Below are 17,532 nucleotides of genomic sequence, written 5' to 3' on the forward strand. Positions count from 1 at the left end.
AGGGGGAAACCGAAAGATGACCAAAAACCGTCATGAACAGCTGGGGCTCTCGAATGAAGATGTCCTGCGCATGTACGAGACGATGCTGACCGCACGCAGGCTGGATGAACGCATGTGGCTGCTGAACCGCTCCGGCAAGATTCCTTTCGTCATTTCCTGCCAGGGCCAGGAAGCGGCCCAGGTCGGCGCTGCTTTTGCGCTTGATACGGAAAAAGACTATATCGCACCGTACTACCGCGACATGGGGGTCGTCCTCCATTTCGGCATGACGCCGAAAGACCTGATGCTGAGCGCCTTCGCGAAAGCGGAGGACCCGAACTCCGGCGGCCGGCAGATGCCCGGCCACTTCGGCCAGAAAAAGAACCGGATCCTCACAGGATCCTCTCCCGTCACGACACAGCTGCCCCATGCTGTCGGCGTGGCACTGGCGGGCAAGATCAAGAAAAAGGACTTTATCACGTTCGTGACTCTCGGGGAAGGCTCCTCAAACCAGGGCGATTTCCATGAAGGCGCCAACTTTGCGGGTGTCCACAAGCTGCCGACCATCATCATGGTGGAAAACAACAAATACGCCATCTCGGTCCCGCTTGAGAAGCAGCTGGCATGCGAATACGTCTCAGACCGCGCACCGGGCTACGGCATGCCGGGGCATACGGTGGACGGAACCGATCCGCTTGCCGTCTATGAAGTTGTGAAGGCGGCTGCCGACCGGGCCCGCGCCGGGGAAGGCCCGACGCTCGTCGAAACGATCTGCTATCGCCTGACTGCACACTCTTCGGATGACGACCACCGCGCCTACCGGTCCGAGGAGGATCTGAAGGCCGAGCGGGAAAAGGATCCGATCCCGCGCTTTTCCGCCTACCTGAAGGAAGCGGGCGTGCTGGATGAGGAAACCGAAAAGGAATTGGAAGAGCGTGTAAAGCAGGTTGTCAACGATGCGACGGATTATGCGGAGTCTGCTCCATATGCAGAGCCTGAAACAGCGTTGAAATACGTGTATGCGGAACAGGGAGGGGATGAATAATGGCGGTACGGTCCTATATCGATGCCATTACGCTCGCGATGAAAGAAGAAATGGAGCGTGACGAGAACGTCTTCATCCTCGGCGAAGATGTCGGGAAAAAAGGCGGCGTCTTCAAGGCCACACAGGGACTCTACGACCAGTTCGGGGAAGAGCGCGTCATCGACACCCCGCTTGCGGAGTCGGCAATTGCCGGAGTCGGGATCGGTGCGGCCATGTACGGCATGCGTCCGATTGCAGAAATGCAGTTTGCCGACTTCATCATGCCGGCGGTCAACCAGATCATCTCCGAAGCCGCGCGAATCCGTTACCGCTCGAACAATGACTGGCACTGCCCGATCGTTGTGCGCGCCCCGTTCGGCGGCGGCGTCCACGGGGCGCTCTATCATTCCCAGTCGGTGGAAGCGGTTTTCGCCAACCAGCCGGGCCTTAAGATTGTCATCCCTTCGACGCCGTATGATGCCAAGGGGCTTCTGAAAGCGGCCATCCGCGATGACGATCCGGTGCTGTTCTTCGAGCATAAGCGCGCCTACCGGCTTATCAAGGGAGAGGTTCCCGATGAAGATTACACCCTTCCGATCGGAAAGGCGGACATCAAGCGCGACGGTGAGGACATCACCGTCATCACGTACGGGCTTGCGGTCCACTTCGCCCTCCAGGCCGCCGAGCGGCTTGCCGAAGACGGAATCTCCGCCCATATCCTTGATCTGAGGACCGTTTATCCGCTCGACCGGGAAGCGATCGTCGAGGCGGCCTCGAAAACGGGCAAGGTTCTTCTTGTCACTGAAGACAACAAGGAAGGCAGCATCATGAGCGAAGTGGCGGCCATCATCGCTGAAGAATGCCTGTTTGATCTGGATGCACCGATCCGGCGACTTGCCGGGCCGGATGTGCCGGCGATGCCATACGCTCCGACAATGGAGAAATATTTCATGATCAATCCGGACAAGGTCGAGAAAGCGATGCGCGATCTCGCGGAATTCTGATACGGACGGAGGGCTAACAAGTGGCGAAAGAAACCATCACCATGCCCCAGCTGGGCGAAAGCGTCACAGAGGGTACCATTGAACGCTGGCTCGTGAAACCGGGCGATACGGTCGAGAAATACGACCCCCTCGCCGAAGTCAATACGGATAAAGTGACGGCCGAAATCCCGTCGTCTTTCTCCGGCACCATCAAGGAACTCATCGCCAATGAAGGCGATACACTCGAAGTCGGTGCCGCGGTCTGCACGATCGAGACAGAAGGCAGCGCTTCCGCAGAAGCAGAAGCAGCTCCCGCTGCGGGCGAGACGGCCAGCGAGATGCCGGCCGCAGGCTCCGACAAGACGGAGGATCTCACCGGGAGCACCGGATCTTCTGCTCCCGCCAAGGCGGATGCTGCCGGAGCAAGGTATTCACCGGCCGTGCTCCGGCTTTCCCAGGAACATGGCATCGACCTTTCACAGGTAGAGGGTTCCGGCCGGGGCGGCAGGATCACCCGGAAAGACCTCACAAAGCTGATCGAATCGGGGGATATCCCGATAAAAACGGCTGTCCGGCAGCCTGAAGCGGCAAACGTACAGTCCGATCAGCCGAAACCGGATACCTCACCTGCCCGACAGCCTGAGCGGCAGGCATCCGGCGTCCAGACAGCTGCCGGCGACATCGAGATTCCGGTATCCGGCGTACGCCGCGCAATCGCGAACAATATGCTCCGTTCCAAGCAGGAAGCACCTCATGCATGGACGATGGTCGAAGTCGACGTGACAGGCCTGGTCCAATACCGCGATTCCATCAAGAACGAGTTCAAGAGCAAGGAAGGCTTCGGCCTGACCTATTTCGCTTTCTTCGTGAAAGCGGTAGCGCAGGCGCTGAAGGAATTCCCGATGATGAACTCGATGTGGGCGGGAGATAAGATCGTCCAGAAAAAGGCGATCAATATCTCGATTGCCGTTGCGACGGAAGATGCCCTGTTCGTCCCGGTGATCAAAGATGCCGATGAAAAGACGATCAAAGGCATCGCACGGGAGATCAAGGAACTGGCCGACAAAGTCCGCTCCGGCAAACTGAAATCCGAGGAGATGCAGGGCGGCACGTTCACGGTGAACAACACCGGTTCATTCGGTTCGGTCCAGTCGATGGGAATCATCAATTATCCGCAGGCGGCGATCCTTCAGGTGGAATCGATCGTCAAGCGACCGGTCATCATGGAAGGCGGCATGTTCGCGGCACGCGACATGGTCAATCTCTGCCTGTCACTTGACCACCGCGTGCTGGACGGCCTGGTGGCAGGACGGTTCCTCGCACGGGTCAAAGAGATTCTCGAAAACGTCACGAGTGAGAATACATCGGTCTACTGACCGCGCCGGCCGGGAAGCCCTCTGCTTCCCGGTTTTTCTGTTGCATGACAGGACCGGGAAATCCCTTTCTGTATGATTCCGCCCGGATTTTGCTTGTTCAGTCAGGCATCCGCATTGAATAGCATTCCATCTTTCAAGCCATCCGTTTCTCCGGTAGAATGAAAATAGGCACAATTCAAATTGGGGGAGAGGCAAATGACAATCCACACGATGAAACAGACCTCATTCGATCCGCCCGCCATCGGGGACTGGCGGGAAGCGGCCGAAGCTTCGCTAAAAGGGAAACCGCTTGCATCACTTGAAACCCCGACACCTGAAGGCATTGCGCTGAAGCCGCTTTACACCGCGGACGATATTCCGGAAGGCCAGGATGAACGGCTGAATGCCATCCGCAACGGGATCGGGAATCCGGACTGGACGCTGCTGCAGGAAACCCGGGAAACCGACCCGGCCAAATTTCTGGAAAAGGCGAAATCTGCGCTCGATAGGGGGAACGGCGCGGTCGTCTATACAGGCGGATGGGAAAACGAAGCGGACGCAGAAGTGCTTGTTGCCCTGGCCGACCTGATTACAGAAGTGCCCGTTTATATACGATGCCGTCCGGATGATCCGTTTCTCGCCGTATTCGGCAGCATTCCGGAAGACAAGAGGCGTCTCGTTTCAGGCTTTGCGGATGTGGACCGGGCGGCGGATCTTTCACGGCGGTTCCCGGCGCTGCGCACCATCGCAGTGGACACGGGTTTCCTACATATGAATGGGGCGGATGCCGTAACGGAGCTGGCTGCTGCTTTCTCCAAGGCGGCGCAGATCGCAGAAGAGGAAGACGATTTCGGCGCAATGGCACGGAAGCTGTTTTTCGCTTTTGATATCGATACGCACTTTTTCACGGAGATCGCCAAACTGCGGGCGTTCAGGCTCATGTTCCGTTCGTTTGCGGCAGCATACGGCGTGGAGGAGCCGGGACATGTCCCGGTCGTCGCGCGCACGTCGCTGCGCACCTATACGCTTGCGGATCCGTATGTCAACCTGCTCAGGAGCGGAAACGGGGCATTTGCCGCTGCGCTCGGCGGCGCTGATGCCATCACCGTCGCTCCTCTGGATACCCTGACGGGAAGTACGGGCTTTTCAGAGCGCGTTGCGCGCAATGTCCAGCACATCCTCAAGGAAGAGGCCCATGCGGATCGCGTCCTGGATCCCGCCGGCGGATCCTACTATATCGAGTCACTGACCGGGTCGCTGTACCGGAAAGCATGGGAGCTATTCCTGGAATTCGAAGAACAGGGCGGCATCGCGGCCATCACCGCTGACGGCACACTGGAACGGATGCTCGCGGAGAAAAAAGAAGCCCGTATCCGCAGTCTCGCCGTCCGGAAAGAATCTCTGATCGGGACGAACATCTATGCCGATCCGGAAGAGGAAATCCAGGGCCAGGCCGGTTCAAAAGAAGCGGAAGGCCGCTTCGCCGAGCCGTTTGAACAGCTCCGTGCCGCTCTCCAGGGAAGCAAGGTCCATCTGATCCGGTTCGGCAGCCTGAGGGCCGTCAAGCCTGTGGCCGATTTCGCGGCCGGCATGCTTGCTGTCGGCGGCATCCGCCCGGTATTGTCGCCGATATTTGAAACCGCTGAACAGGCCCTGGAATACCTGGGATCGGAACAGGCGGGATATGCCATCCTCTGCGCACCTGCCGACCAATCAGAAGAAACAGTACGGGCAGTGCTGCAGGCCAAACCGGATAAAACCGTTCTTGATGCGGCGGGGCGTTTCCCGGAAGAGACAGCGTCATCTCTCCGGGAAGCCGGGCTCAACGGCTTCTGCCACAGAGGCCAGGATATTCTGGGCAAGCTGTCAGAACTGAAGGGGATTCTTGAAGGGGGAACGCAGCAATGAACAAACCAGACTTTTCGAAAATCGACCCGGAAAAAGTCCTGAAAGGCAGTGTGCATCCGTCCTCCGGCGGAGCGGCTATAGAATCCTATGAGGGCATCGGCATCCTGCCATCCTACACAGGAAAGGATCTTGAAGGGCTCGATCATCTGTCCGACATGCCGGGAATTGCGCCCAACACACGGGGCCCGTATCCGACGATGTATGTATCCCGCCCGTGGACCGTCCGCCAATACGCCGGATTTTCCACGGCCGAGGAAAGCAACGCGTTCTACCGCCGGAACCTGGCGATGGGACAAAAGGGCCTTTCCGTGGCATTCGACCTGGCGACACACCGCGGATATGATTCGGACCACCCGAGGGTTTCGGGGGATGTGGGAAAGGCCGGAGTTGCCATCGATTCCGTCGAAGACATGAAAATCCTTTTCGACGGCATTCCGCTGGACCAGATGTCTGTGTCGATGACGATGAACGGAGCGGTCATACCGGTCATGGCGTTTTACATCGTGGCGGCCGAAGAACAGGGTGTCACGCCCGACAAGCTGTCCGGAACGATCCAGAACGACATCCTGAAGGAATACATGGTCCGTAACACATACATTTATCCGCCTGAGATGTCGATGCGGATCATCGCGGATATTTTCGAATACACGTCGAAAAACATGCCGAAGTTCAACTCGATTTCGATTTCCGGCTATCACATGCAGGAAGCCGGGGCGACGGCGGATATCGAGCTCGCCTACACGCTCGCAGACGGGCTGGAATATGTCCGCACCGGCCTCAAGGCCGGAATCGACATCGATTCATTCGCCCCGCGGCTCAGCTTTTTCTGGGCGATCGGGATGAACTACTTCATGGAAGTGGCAAAGATGCGCGCGGCACGCCGCATCTGGGCGCAGATGATGAAGTCGTTTGATCCGAAAAACCCGAAATCGCTTGCGCTCCGCACCCACTCACAGACATCCGGCTGGAGCCTGACCGAGCAGGATCCGTTCAACAACGTCACCCGGACGCTGATCGAAGCGAATGCGGCGGCGATGGGCCATACCCAGTCGCTTCATACAAATGCGCTGGATGAGGCGATTGCCCTTCCGACCGACTTCTCGGCACGGATCGCGCGGAATACGCAACTGTTCCTCCAGGAGGAAACCCGGATGACGAATGTCATCGACCCATGGGGCGGCTCCTACTATGTCGAAAAGCTGACCGACGAGCTGATCCGGAAAGCTTGGGACCTGATTGAAGAAATCGAGGAACTCGGGGGCATGGCAAAAGCCATTGAAACCGGACTGCCGAAAATGAAGATCGAGGAAGCCGCGGCACGCCGCCAGGCCCAGATCGATTCCGGTTCCGAATCCATCATCGGTGTGAACAAATACCGGCCGGAAGAGGAAGACCCGATCGAGATCCTCGACATCGACAACACCGAAGTGCGGCGCAAGCAGATCGAGCGCCTCGGGAAGATGAAGGCGGAACGTGACGAAGCGGTTGTCCGGATGGCGCTGGACAAGCTGACCGAAGCGACACGGAGCGGAGAAGGGAACCTTCTGGCCCTCTCGGTGGACGCTGCGCGCGCCAGGGCGTCGATCGGGGAAATCTCCGATGCGATCGAGAAGGCTTCCGGCCGCCATAAGGCCGTCATCCGCTCGATCAGCGGCGTATACAGCTCGAACTTCACCGACTCCGAGGCGATCGAAGAAGTCAAGGAAATGACCGGTGAGTTCCTTGAAAATGAGGGCCGCCGCCCACGCATCATGGTCGCAAAAATGGGCCAGGACGGACACGACCGCGGTGCCAAGGTGGTCGCGACCGCGTTTGCCGACCTCGGTTTCGATGTCGACATCGGCCCGCTGTTCCAGACACCGGCCGAGACGGCCCTGCAGGCTGCTGAAAACGATGTCCATGCGGTTGGTGTGAGTTCGCTTGCTGCCGGCCACAAAACATTGATCCCTGAACTGATCGAAGAGCTCCGGAAAATCGGCCGCGAGGACATTGTCGTGTTCGCCGGCGGCGTCATCCCGGCAAAGGACTATGATTTCCTTTACGATGCAGGCGTCGCCGCCATCTTCGGGCCGGGCACCGTCATCCCGGTATCCGCACAGAAAGTCATCGAAGCCATCTACAGCAAGCTCGGCTATGAGGAAGCTGTCGATTGACGGATCGGGAAAAAGAGGACCTCAAGCGGACCGAAGGCGGCGTTCCGCCGCATGACGGCATGTCCGCCGGCCCGAGAAAGCGATTCGTCAAAAAGCGCCGCCCCGTCCCGGCGGCAGAGCTGGCCCAAGAGATCCGGTCGGGCTCCAGGCTTGCGCTGGCAAAAGGCATCACCCTGCTGGAAAGCCGTTCTCCGGAAGACCGGAAGGCTGCGCAGGAACTCCTCATCGGACTGCTTCCGGATTCCGGAAACAGTGTCCGCATCGGCATCACCGGTGTGCCGGGTGCCGGCAAAAGCACATTCATCGAGTCATTCGGGCTCATGCTCGCAGAAGCCGGCCACAAGGTGGCGGTGCTCGCGATCGACCCGAGTTCCACCGTCACCGGAGGCAGCATTCTCGGGGACAAGACGAGGATGGAGGAGCTGTCCCGTCATCCGAATGCCTTCATCCGCCCTTCCCCTTCATCCGGAACACTCGGCGGCGTCCACAGGAAAACAAGGGAGACGATGCTCCTCTGCGAAGCGGCGGGATACGACGTCATCCTCATCGAAACGGTCGGTGTCGGGCAAAGCGAGACCGCGGTCAGGGGCATGGCGGACTTTTTCCTGCTTCTCGTCCTGACCGGTGCGGGAGATGAACTTCAGGGGGTCAAAAAAGGCATCATGGAGCTTGCGGACGGCATCATCGTCCACAAGGCGGACGGCGACAACATCATTCCGGCAAAGCGGACAGCGAGGGAGTACAAACAGTTTCTCCACATGCTGCAGCCGGCCACTCCGGGGTGGCAGACAACCGTCCATCCCGTATCCTCGCTTGCCGGGACCGGACTTGAAGACGTATGGGAGACCATTCAGGGCTTCCGGGAAAACATGACCGGTACGGGGGAATGGGACAGGAGGCGGCGGGATCAGCTGAAAGCCTGGTTCCGCCAGTCGATCGAGGATTGGCTGATCGATTCGTTTTATGCATCCGAAGGCAGGAAAAAAGAGGTCGAACGCCTCGAGGGCAAGATTCTCGACGGCCGGCTGACCGTGACAGCGGCGGTTGAGGAATTATTCCGCGGCTGAGACTCGGGTTTTGCAGGAAATGGCCCGACCTGTTATGATTTTCTTGGATAAACCGAAAGGGGATGCAGTCATGAACATGGATATGAACCTGTTTATGCAAGATATGATCCGCCAGGCGCGGAGCGAGATGGAAGCCTCCGGCTATGAGCAGCTGAAGACTCCGGAAGAAGTGGACTCGGCAATCAGCCGTGAAGGGACAACGCTGTTCATGGTGAACTCGGTATGCGGATGCGCGGGCGGGATTGCACGTCCTGCAGCGATGCATGCGGTCCACTATGACAAGCGTCCGGACCATCTGGTGACGGTTTTCGCCGGACAGGACAAGGAAGCGACAGCACAGGCACGCATGCACTTCGGCGATGACCACCTTCCGTCGTCCCCGTCGTTCATCCTGATGAAGGCGGAAAAGTAATCGGAGAAGTACCGCGCCACGAAATCGAAGGCCATGACCCGATGTCGGTTGTCGTCAATCCAGGGCATGTTCGAGGAGTATTGCGAAGAAGTCTGACCCGACAAAAAAACGCAGCAGCCGTATGCCGGCGCTGCGTTTTTTTGTATTCTTTTTTCCGGATTCAGATGAATAGGCTGAGTCCCATGGCAATGGTCGACAGAAGCATCAGGGCGACCATGGTGTAAATGATGATTTTTTGAAATTTCTTATTGCTCAATTTTATTCTGGCTCCTTCACTGCTGATGGGTTCATTTTAATGATTTTTGGTCGTTTGCGCAATATATAGAGTTTTGTGCCCTGAAACGGTACAATTGTAATCGGATACATGAAAAGGGGGCAAGGGAGATGGAGAAGGTCGACCACATCGGCATCGCGGTAAAAGACCTCGATGCCGTCCTTCCATATTACACGGACACGCTCGGCATTCCGCTCTTGGGAATCGAGGAAGTTCCGACACAGGGCCTTAGGGTGGCATTCCTGGATGCGGGAAATGTGAAGCTGGAGCTCCTGGAGCCGGCCGCCGAAACGAGCGCTGTCGCCAAGTTCATTGAAAAGCGGGGGGAAGGCGTCCACCATATCGCATTCGGCGTGACGGGCATCCGGGAACGGATGGACGAGCTTCGCGAGAACGGAGTCCGACTGCTGTCTGACGGGCCGGTGCCCGGCGCGGGCGGCGCGCAGGTGGCCTTTATGCACCCGAAATCCTCATATGGCGTTCTCTACGAACTGTGCGACAAATCCGGAAACCAGGAGTGAATCACCATCATGGATATCTATGAAAAAATCAATGAACTCTATGACAGGAAACGCGAAATCGAACTTGGCGGCGGGGACGATAAGATCGACCGCCAGCACGAAAAGGGCAAACTGACCGCACGCGAGCGGATCGACCTGCTGCTGGACGAGGGGACATTCGTCGAACTGAATCCGTTTGTCACCCACCGGACACAGGACTTCGGCATGGACAAGATGAAGGGGCCGGGTGACGGCGTCGTGACCGGTTACGGAAAAGTGAACGGCCGTCCCGTTTACCTGTTCTCGCAGGACTTCACCGTCTTCGGAGGAGCCCTCGGGGAAATGCATGCGATGAAAATCGCGAATGTGATGGACCTCGCCGCGAAAAACGGAGCGCCGTTTATCGGGCTGAACGACTCGGGCGGTGCCCGGATCCAGGAAGGAGTTGTCTCACTGGACGGCTACGGGGATATCTTCTACCGGAACGCCATCTATTCCGGTGTCATCCCGCAGATTTCCGTCATTCTCGGGCCTTGCGCGGGCGGTGCCGTTTACTCGCCGGCAATTACCGATTTCGTCTTCATGACCGACAAAACAAGCCAGATGTTCATCACCGGCCCGAAAGTCATCGAGACCGTCACGGGAGAGAAGATTTCCTCCGAGGATCTCGGCGGCTCCAAAGTACATAACGCCATCAGCGGGAATGCCCATTTCCGTGCGGCCAGCGAGGAGGAAGTCCTTGCTGATGTCCGCAGGCTGCTTTCCTATCTGCCGCAGAACAACGAAGAGATGCCTCCTCGGCTTGAGGCCGATTCGGAAAACGACGACCGTCCGGATCTCGTGGACATCGTCCCGTTTGAGACCATCCGCCCGTATGATGTCCGCAAAGTGATCGACCAGGTTGTCGATGCGGATTCGTTCATGGAAGTACAGCCGGAATTTGCCCGCAACATCGTGGTCGGGCTCGCTCGCATCAAGGGGGAGACGGTGGGCCTCGTGTGCAACCAGCCGAAAGTCATGGCCGGCGGCCTCGACATCGACTCGTCCGACAAAGCGGCACGGTTTATCCGTTTCTGCGACTCATTCAACATTCCGATCATCACGTTCGAGGACGTGACCGGCTTCTTCCCGGGCATCAAGCAGGAGCACGGGGGCATCATCCGCCACGGCGCGAAGATTCTGTATGCCTACTCGGAGGCGACCGTTCCGAAAATGACGGTCATCCTCCGGAAAGCCTACGGCGGGGCATACGTCGCACTCAACTCAAAATCGATCGGTGCAGATATCGTCTACGCCTGGCCAAATGCGGAAATTGCGGTCATGGGCCCTCAGGGCGCCGCGAACATCATCTTCGCGCGGGAGATCGCCAACAGCGATGACCCGGAAGCTACACGCGCCGCGAAGATCGAGGAGTACAAAGAGAAATTCGCCAACCCGTATGTAGCGGCAAGCCACGGCATGGTCGACGACGTCATCGACCCGCGCGAGACACGCATCAAGCTGATACAGGCGCTTGAGATGATGCGCAACAAGAAAGAAGAACGCCCGAAGAAAAAACACGGCAACATTCCGCTATAATGAATACAGGAAGCGCACCGGATTTTCTGCGGTGCGCTTTCGGATTTGACAGGAGGCATGCTGTATGACAAACGAACGGCTGATCAATGAATTCATGGAGCTCGTGCAGGTCGACTCGGAGACAAAGCATGAAGGGGAGATCGTCGGCATCCTGAAGGATAAAATGGAAGCTCTTGGTTTTGATGTGACGGAAGACGACTCCGCAGCGCGATCCGGACACGGAGCGGGCAACCTGATTGCCACGAAAAAGGGCAGCGCGGATGGCGCAGACTCCATCTATTTTACCTGCCATATGGATACTGTCGTTCCCGGAAAGGGAATCAAGCCGGTGCTGAAGGAAGACGGCTATATTTATTCTGACGGCACGACCATTCTCGGCGCGGATGACAAAGCGGGCATTGCCGCATTGTTCGAAATGATGCGCCGCATCAATGAAGAGGGCATTCCGCACGGCGACATCCAGTTCATCATCACGGCAGGAGAAGAAAGCGGCCTGCGCGGCGCGAAAGAGCTGGATCCGAAAGCCATCCGGGCGGACTATGGCTACGCGGTCGACTCCGATGGAAAAGTCGGCGGAATCGTGACGGCGGCCCCGTTCCAGGCAAAGCTGAAAACGACTGTCAGGGGAAAGACCGCCCATGCAGGCGTCGCCCCTGAAAAGGGTGTATCCGCAATCACGATCGCGGCAAAGTCCATTGCTAACATGTCGCTCGGCCGGATCGATGCCGAGACGACCGCCAATATCGGCCGCTTCGAAGGCGGACAGGCGACCAACATCGTCTGCGATGAAGTGCACATCCTTTCCGAGGCGCGCTCCATCAACAAGGACAAGCTCGACGAGCAGACCGCGCACATGGTCCGTACATTCGAACGCCAGGCAAGCCTGATGGGCGGTTCGGCCGAGACGGACGTACAGCTGATGTATCCGGGGTTCTCGATGGGCGAGGAAGACCAGGTCGTGAAGACGGCGATGGACGCAATCCGGCGAATCGGACGTGAGCCTGAGCTCATGACAAGCGGCGGAGGCAGCGACGGCAACATCTTCAACGGCTTCGGTGTTCCGACGGTCACGCTTTCCGTCGGATACGAGGAAATCCATACGACAAACGAACGGATGCCTGTCGAAGAGCTTGAAAAGCTGGCAGACCTGCTGGTGGAAATCGTGAAAACTGCGGCGAAGCAATAACATTGATGAGAACGGTCCCGGGCCGTCATAGTCTGTAAAAAACCTCTCCGAATTTGATCGTGCGAATAATTTAGCATAAAAAACATTAAAGAACGCTGTTGATTTCCGTTACGGGCGGACGCTTTCCGCGGGGCTAAGGCAACGCCCGCGGTACGCGAGGGCCCGCAGCGGAAATCCGGAGGAGAATTTAAGGGGAATTGCAGACAAAGGAACCATACACTCACTGTACAGTCATGACGGGCCCGCGCCCGTCTTTTTCCTTTTTGGGCTAGCCGTTGATATAATGGAGACAGCATTTCACACCGGAGCGATGAACATGATTGAAAGCAAGCCGAAAAAAGGCAGGATTATCTTCCATATTGACATGAACAGCTTTTTCGCGTCTGTCGAGCAGGCGCACGATCCTTCTCTGAAAGGAAAGCCGGTAGCCGTTGCCGGGAATCCGAAGGAGCGCAAGGGAATCGTGGTCACCTGTTCATATGAAGCAAGAGCCCACGGTGTCTACACGACCATGCCGGTATGGGAGGCCCGCCGGAAATGCCCGGAGTTGATCGTCATCCCGCCTGACCATAACCGGTACCGGGACGCTTCGGATGCGATGTTCAGCCTGCTCCGGACCTATACGGAACTGGTCGAGCCGGTGTCGATCGACGAGGGCTATCTGGACGTGTCGGATGTGGAATGGCCGGGGACCGCCGTCGAGCTGGCGGAAGAGATGCAGCGAAGGATTCTGACGGAACTTGATCTGCCCTGTTCAATCGGGATTGCACCGAATAAGTTCCTGGCGAAGACGGCATCCGACATGAAAAAGCCGATGGGGATCACGATACTGAGAAAGCGTGATGTGCCCTCTGCGCTCTGGCCGCTTCCGGTCATCGAGATGCACGGCATCGGCAAAAGCACGGAAGAAAAACTCCGGTCACTTAAAATTGAAACGATCGGCGATCTCGCCTCCGCACAAGAAGGTTTTCTGAAAGAGCATCTCGGAAAAAGGGGAATTCATTTAAAGCGGCGGGCGAACGGAATCGATTCGCGGCCGGTTGACCCGGAATCTGTCCACGAACGAAAAAGCGTCGGCGGGTCCGTGACACTGCCTGTTGACGAGACCGATCCGGCCGAGCTCAAGAAAACCCTTCGCAAACTGGCTGAAAAAGTGGCCGGCCGGCTGGACCGCAGGGAACTGGCCGGCGACTTGGTGACCATCCAGATCCGCGATGCGGACTGGGTAAACCACTCCAGGAGCCGGACGCTCACCAATGCCATTTTTACGGCCGATGCGATTTACAGGGAGGCGGAGCTGCTGTTTGATCGGCATTATGGCGGACAGCCGGTGCGCCTTCTCGGGGTTACCGTCGGCCGGGTCATCGACCGCTCCGAGACGACAGAGCAACTGTCGATATTTAACTATGAGAAACACGCAAAAGAAGAACCGGTACTGAAAATGATCGGCGAGCTGGAGTCGAAGTTCGGAAAAGGTGCCGTCACAAGAGGCATTTCCGGACCGAAGTCCGGCGGAAGGCAGGGTTGACATGCAGATACAATTTCTGGGGACGGGAGCGGGCATGCCGTCCAAGCAGCGGAACACAAGCGCGCTCGCACTGAAGCTTCTGGAGGAGCGGGGCAGCTTCTGGCTGTTTGACTGCGGCGAGGCCACGCAGCACCGGATGCTCCATACGACATTGAAACCGAGGAAACTGGAGAAAGTCTTTATCACGCATCTGCACGGGGACCATATCTTCGGACTTCCCGGCATGCTCGGTTCAAGAGGATTCCTCGGAGGATCCGGGCGGCTTGACCTGTACGGCCCCAAAGGGCTTCGGGAGTGGATTGAAGTGACACTCCGGATCAGCCGCACACATCTCAACTATGAGCTGGCCGTCCATGAAGTGGATGAAGGGACGGTTTTTGAAGACGAGTCATTTATCGTCAGCGCGCTACCGCTTGATCACGTGGTGCCGTGCTTTGGCTACCGTGTCGAGCAAAAGCCGCTGCCGGGCAAACTCCTCATTGACCGGGCAAAAGAAGCAGGCGTGCCGAAGGGGCCGCTCTTACGCGAGCTGAAAGAAGGCAGGGACATCACGCTCCCGGACGGAACGGCCGTCAGAAGCCGGGATGTCACCGGGCCGCCGCAGCGCGGGTTCACTGTCACGATTTTGGGCGACACACGATTCACACCTAATGCCATCAAACTGGCGCAGGATGCAGATGTCGTGATCCACGAAGCGACATTTGACCGGGGTTCAGCCCATCTGGCCGGGCCTTACGGGCACTCCACGATTGTGGACGCTGCAAAAACCGCCCATCTGGCGGGTGCCGGATCACTGATCGCCAATCATATCAGCGCACGTTTCCTTCCCGAGGATGCGGAACACTTGGCAGCGGAGGCCGCAGAGGTGTTCACCCCTGTGGAGATCGCTGAAGATCTGGCGGAATATGAATGGAAAAACGGGAATCTGAGACGGCTCCATCCGTCCAATTAAAAACACGGGCAACGGGGAAGACCCCTGCCCGTGTTTTTAAAAAACGAAAAATGCGCCCAAATCCGATTGAACGGAATGGGCGCTTTATGGTATGGTTGTATGGATGCCATTATAAAATCGGTGAAACTAAACACTTATCCTATTCTAATTATAATTCGGCGTCGGTCAATAAGTCAAGCCTTTTATACCACTTTCCAGGGAGGTTTTCCATGAACCCCGAACTCAGGCGCGAACAAAAACGTGTAGACCTTGTAATGGGCCTCATTGCCAAGGAGATCGACCGGCTGAAAACAGAAACGGCGAGGCGGAAAGATGAAGTGATCCATATCCGGAGGCATTTCTGGGATGAGGTGAAGGTGAATACCGACACATTCGATGACTATCTTGAGACCATTATCGGCCTTCGCCAGGAAGCCCAGGCGCTTTCCGTCAGCCAGGGGTCCCACCGGCATGCGTACCGGCGCTTGTCGACGCTTCAGAGAATGGAGGAGTCTCCCTATTTCGGCCGGATTGACTTTACCGAGAACGGCGAATCTGTACCTGAATCTTTCTATATCGGAATTTCATCTCTTACTGACTCGGCCGGGGAGGACTTCCTGGTGTACGACTGGAGGGCACCTGTTTCGAGTGTCTACTATGACTGCCAGCCGGGACCGGCAGAGTATGCGACCCCGGGCGGTGCCGTGCGCGGCACGCTGGATGGCAAGTGGCAGTATCTTATCCGCCATGGCATCCTTGAATCCATGTTTGATACAAGCCTCACCATCGGAGACGAAGTGCTCCAGGAAGTGCTCGGCAAACGGTCCGACAAACAGATGCACAACATTGTCGCGACGATTCAGCAGGACCAGAACTGGATCATCCGGCACGACCGGGGAAGGCTGCTGATCGTCCATGGGGCCGCCGGAAGCGGAAAGACGTCGGCCGCCCTGCAGCGGATCGCTTATCTGCTGTATAAGTACCGGGAATACCTGAATGCGGACCAGATCATCCTGTTTTCCCCGAACACGATGTTCAGCAGCTACGTGTCCAACGTTCTGCCGGAACTCGGTGAAGAAAATATGCAGCAGGTTACTTTCCAGGAGTATCTGGAGCACCGGCTGGGCCATGAATACGAAGTTGAGAATTCCTTTGGTCAATTGGAATCTGTTTTGAGCGCGGAAGATACCGGCACCAAACGATTAAGAGTGGAGAGCATCCGATTCAAGTCGTCCGTCCGTTTTATCGGGGCGATCAAATCGTACTGCCGTTCACTTGAATCATCGGGGATGTGTTTCAGGGATATTACTTTCAGAGGCCGGCCTATTGTCACGGCAGAACAGATGACGGAACAGTTCTACAGTCTGGACCCTGCACTCCGCCTGTACAATCGGCTCGAAAAACTGAAAGATTGGCTGCTGGGCGAATTAAGAGGTGTCCAGAAGGCCGAATGGAAAAAGCCTTGGGTCCAGGATGAAATCGAACTTCTCAGTGAAGACGCCTATCACAAGGCTCACCGGTATCTCGCCGGTAAACGGGGCTTTACGAATGAGGCAGTCGCCGACTATGAAATGGAGCCGGAGGCCCTGGCAAAATTGATGGTTCACCAGAAGCTCAAACCCCTGCGCAGAAATGTCCGGGCCTATGAGTTTGTCGATTTCGGAGCGCTGTACGGACAACTGTTTCATGATCCTGCACAGATCGGAAAATGGGCGGAAGGGAAGACGCCGGCGGAATGGGAGGCCATCTGCCGGATGACGGCGGGGATGCTTGAGGAAGGACGGCTCAGCCATGAGGATGCCACCCCGTTCCTGTTCTTAAAGGAACTGATCCTGGGCTTTCAGTCCAACAATACAATCAGGCATGTCGTCATCGACGAGGCGCAGGACTATTCACCGTTCCAGTTCGAATTTCTGAAGCACCTGTTCCCGGCTGCGAAGATGACGGTGCTGGGGGACTTTAATCAGGCGATTTATGCCCATGCCGAGGGACGGACGGACTTTGGCGCGCTCGCCGGACTATACGGACCTGATCAGACAGAGATGATCAACCTGACCCGAAGTTACCGGTCCACCAGGCCGATTATTGAATTTACACGGAAACTGATTCCCGGAGGGGCATCCATCATTCCTTTTGACCGTAACGGCGATCGGCCGTCACTGGAACAGGTCTCCGGCTATGAAGAGCTGCACAGCCGCATCGGCCGTAAAGTCGAGGACCTGCAGCGGCAGGGGCATCAGAGCATCGCCATCATCTGCCAGTCTGCCGGGGAGAGCCTGCATGCCTATGAATCCCTGTCCGGCATCGACGGGCTTAAACTCATCAAGAACGGAACAGGGGAATACGGGCAGGGAACGGTCGTCATTCCGTCCTACCTGTCCAAAGGCATCGAATTCGATGCGGTGGTCATCTATAATGCGTCACGGCACGTATACGGGGACGAAAGCGTGAGAAGGCTTTTCTACACTGCATGCACGAGAGCCATGCATGCCCTGCAGCTGTACAGTGTGGGGGAGCCGAGCCCGTTTCTTGAGGAAGCGATACATGAAGGAGCCCTCGAGATCTGACCGCAAAACGATTCAACTCCAAATTAAAAACGTGATCCCGCTAATTGCCGGGATCACGTTTTTTTGGCGGTTTGGCTATCTTCAGTC

General features: G+C 57.1%; 13 protein-coding genes and 1 pseudogene. 13 read left to right on the top strand and 1 reads right to left on the bottom strand.

What is annotated here, in order from left to right:
* The first annotated feature begins 16 nt into the window (after positions 1-16).
* From C772_RS06015 to C772_RS06045, 7 genes and pseudogenes are all read left to right on the top strand, one after another.
* Positions 17-1,024 (top strand): thiamine pyrophosphate-dependent dehydrogenase E1 component subunit alpha, encoded by a 1,008-nt coding sequence (locus tag C772_RS06015; RefSeq protein WP_008298275.1) that lies wholly within the window; start codon positions 17-19, stop codon positions 1,022-1,024.
* Positions 1,024-2,007, top strand: coding sequence for an alpha-ketoacid dehydrogenase subunit beta (locus C772_RS06020; RefSeq protein WP_008298276.1), 984 nt, complete (start codon positions 1,024-1,026; stop codon positions 2,005-2,007). Before C772_RS06015 ends, C772_RS06020 begins: the two co-directional genes overlap by 1 nt.
* A gap of 20 nt (positions 2,008-2,027) precedes the next feature.
* Positions 2,028-3,362, top strand: coding sequence for a dihydrolipoamide acetyltransferase family protein (locus tag C772_RS06025; RefSeq protein WP_008298280.1), 1,335 nt, complete (start codon positions 2,028-2,030; stop codon positions 3,360-3,362).
* 195 nt (positions 3,363-3,557) lie between these two features.
* Positions 3,558-5,249 carry a methylmalonyl-CoA mutase family protein gene (locus tag C772_RS06030; RefSeq protein WP_008298282.1) on the top strand — a complete coding sequence of 564 codons (1,692 nt, stop codon included), beginning with the start codon at positions 3,558-3,560 and terminating at the stop codon, positions 5,247-5,249.
* Positions 5,246-7,402: a methylmalonyl-CoA mutase gene (gene scpA, locus C772_RS06035; protein ID WP_008298284.1), complete on the top strand. Its 2,157-nt coding sequence runs from the start codon at positions 5,246-5,248 to the stop codon at positions 7,400-7,402. Before C772_RS06030 ends, scpA begins: the two co-directional genes overlap by 4 nt.
* Positions 7,399-8,469 carry a methylmalonyl Co-A mutase-associated GTPase MeaB gene (gene meaB / locus C772_RS06040; RefSeq protein ID WP_008298287.1) on the top strand — a complete coding sequence of 357 codons (1,071 nt, stop codon included), beginning with the start codon at positions 7,399-7,401 and terminating at the stop codon, positions 8,467-8,469. The genes scpA and meaB overlap by 4 nt, the downstream gene beginning before the upstream one ends.
* A gap of 70 nt (positions 8,470-8,539) precedes the next feature.
* A pseudogene (locus C772_RS06045) lies at positions 8,540-8,977 on the top strand (BrxA/BrxB family bacilliredoxin).
* Positions 8,978-9,041: 64 nt separating this feature from the next.
* Here the strand turns inward: C772_RS06045 and prli42 are convergent.
* Positions 9,042-9,137: a stressosome-associated protein Prli42 gene (gene prli42 / locus C772_RS16920; RefSeq protein WP_152419712.1), complete on the bottom strand. Its 96-nt coding sequence runs from the start codon at positions 9,135-9,137 to the stop codon at positions 9,042-9,044.
* Between the two features lie 128 nt (positions 9,138-9,265).
* Between prli42 and mce the strand changes: the two genes are divergently transcribed.
* The 6 genes from mce to helD all read left to right on the top strand — a co-directional run bounded on the left by mce (position 9,266) and on the right by helD (position 17,445).
* Positions 9,266-9,676, top strand: coding sequence for a methylmalonyl-CoA epimerase (gene mce / locus C772_RS06050; protein WP_008298289.1), 411 nt, complete (start codon positions 9,266-9,268; stop codon positions 9,674-9,676).
* 9 nt (positions 9,677-9,685) lie between these two features.
* Positions 9,686-11,233 (top strand): acyl-CoA carboxylase subunit beta, encoded by a 1,548-nt coding sequence (locus C772_RS06055; protein WP_008298290.1) that lies wholly within the window; start codon positions 9,686-9,688, stop codon positions 11,231-11,233.
* Between the two features lie 64 nt (positions 11,234-11,297).
* On the top strand, positions 11,298-12,419 hold the full coding sequence (locus C772_RS06060) for a M20/M25/M40 family metallo-hydrolase (protein WP_008298291.1): 1,122 nt from the start codon (positions 11,298-11,300) through the stop codon (positions 12,417-12,419).
* Positions 12,420-12,735: 316 nt separating this feature from the next.
* Positions 12,736-13,947: a DNA polymerase IV gene (locus tag C772_RS06065; RefSeq protein ID WP_008298292.1), complete on the top strand. Its 1,212-nt coding sequence runs from the start codon at positions 12,736-12,738 to the stop codon at positions 13,945-13,947.
* Position 13,948: 1 nt separating this feature from the next.
* Complete coding sequence (gene rnz / locus C772_RS06070; protein WP_035001634.1) at positions 13,949-14,899, top strand: ribonuclease Z; 951 nt, start codon at positions 13,949-13,951, stop codon at positions 14,897-14,899.
* 209 nt (positions 14,900-15,108) lie between these two features.
* Positions 15,109-17,445, top strand: coding sequence for an RNA polymerase recycling motor HelD (gene helD, locus C772_RS06075; protein ID WP_008298294.1), 2,337 nt, complete (start codon positions 15,109-15,111; stop codon positions 17,443-17,445).
* Positions 17,446-17,532 lie beyond the last annotated feature (87 nt).

It is taken from the genome of Bhargavaea cecembensis DSE10, from assembly GCF_000348905.1.
In the GTDB taxonomy this organism is placed as follows: domain Bacteria; phylum Bacillota; class Bacilli; order Bacillales_A; family Planococcaceae; genus Bhargavaea; species Bhargavaea cecembensis.

Bases quoted from the DNA above. Each gene is read 5' to 3' on its own strand.
- C772_RS06015 (WP_008298275.1), top strand. From the start codon at position 17: ATGACCAAAAACCGTCATGAACAGCTGGGGCTCTCGAATGAAGATGTC.
- C772_RS06020 (WP_008298276.1), top strand. From the start codon at position 1,024: ATGGCGGTACGGTCCTATATCGATGCCATTACGCTCGCGATGAAAGAA.
- C772_RS06030 (WP_008298282.1), top strand. From the start codon at position 3,558: ATGACAATCCACACGATGAAACAGACCTCATTCGATCCGCCCGCCATC.
- scpA (WP_008298284.1), top strand. From the start codon at position 5,246: ATGAACAAACCAGACTTTTCGAAAATCGACCCGGAAAAAGTCCTGAAA.
- mce (WP_008298289.1), top strand. From the start codon at position 9,266: ATGGAGAAGGTCGACCACATCGGCATCGCGGTAAAAGACCTCGATGCC.
- C772_RS06055 (WP_008298290.1), top strand. From the start codon at position 9,686: ATGGATATCTATGAAAAAATCAATGAACTCTATGACAGGAAACGCGAA.
- C772_RS06060 (WP_008298291.1), top strand. From the start codon at position 11,298: ATGACAAACGAACGGCTGATCAATGAATTCATGGAGCTCGTGCAGGTC.
- C772_RS06065 (WP_008298292.1), top strand. From the start codon at position 12,736: ATGATTGAAAGCAAGCCGAAAAAAGGCAGGATTATCTTCCATATTGAC.
- rnz (WP_035001634.1), top strand. From the start codon at position 13,949: ATGCAGATACAATTTCTGGGGACGGGAGCGGGCATGCCGTCCAAGCAG.
- helD (WP_008298294.1), top strand. From the start codon at position 15,109: ATGAACCCCGAACTCAGGCGCGAACAAAAACGTGTAGACCTTGTAATG.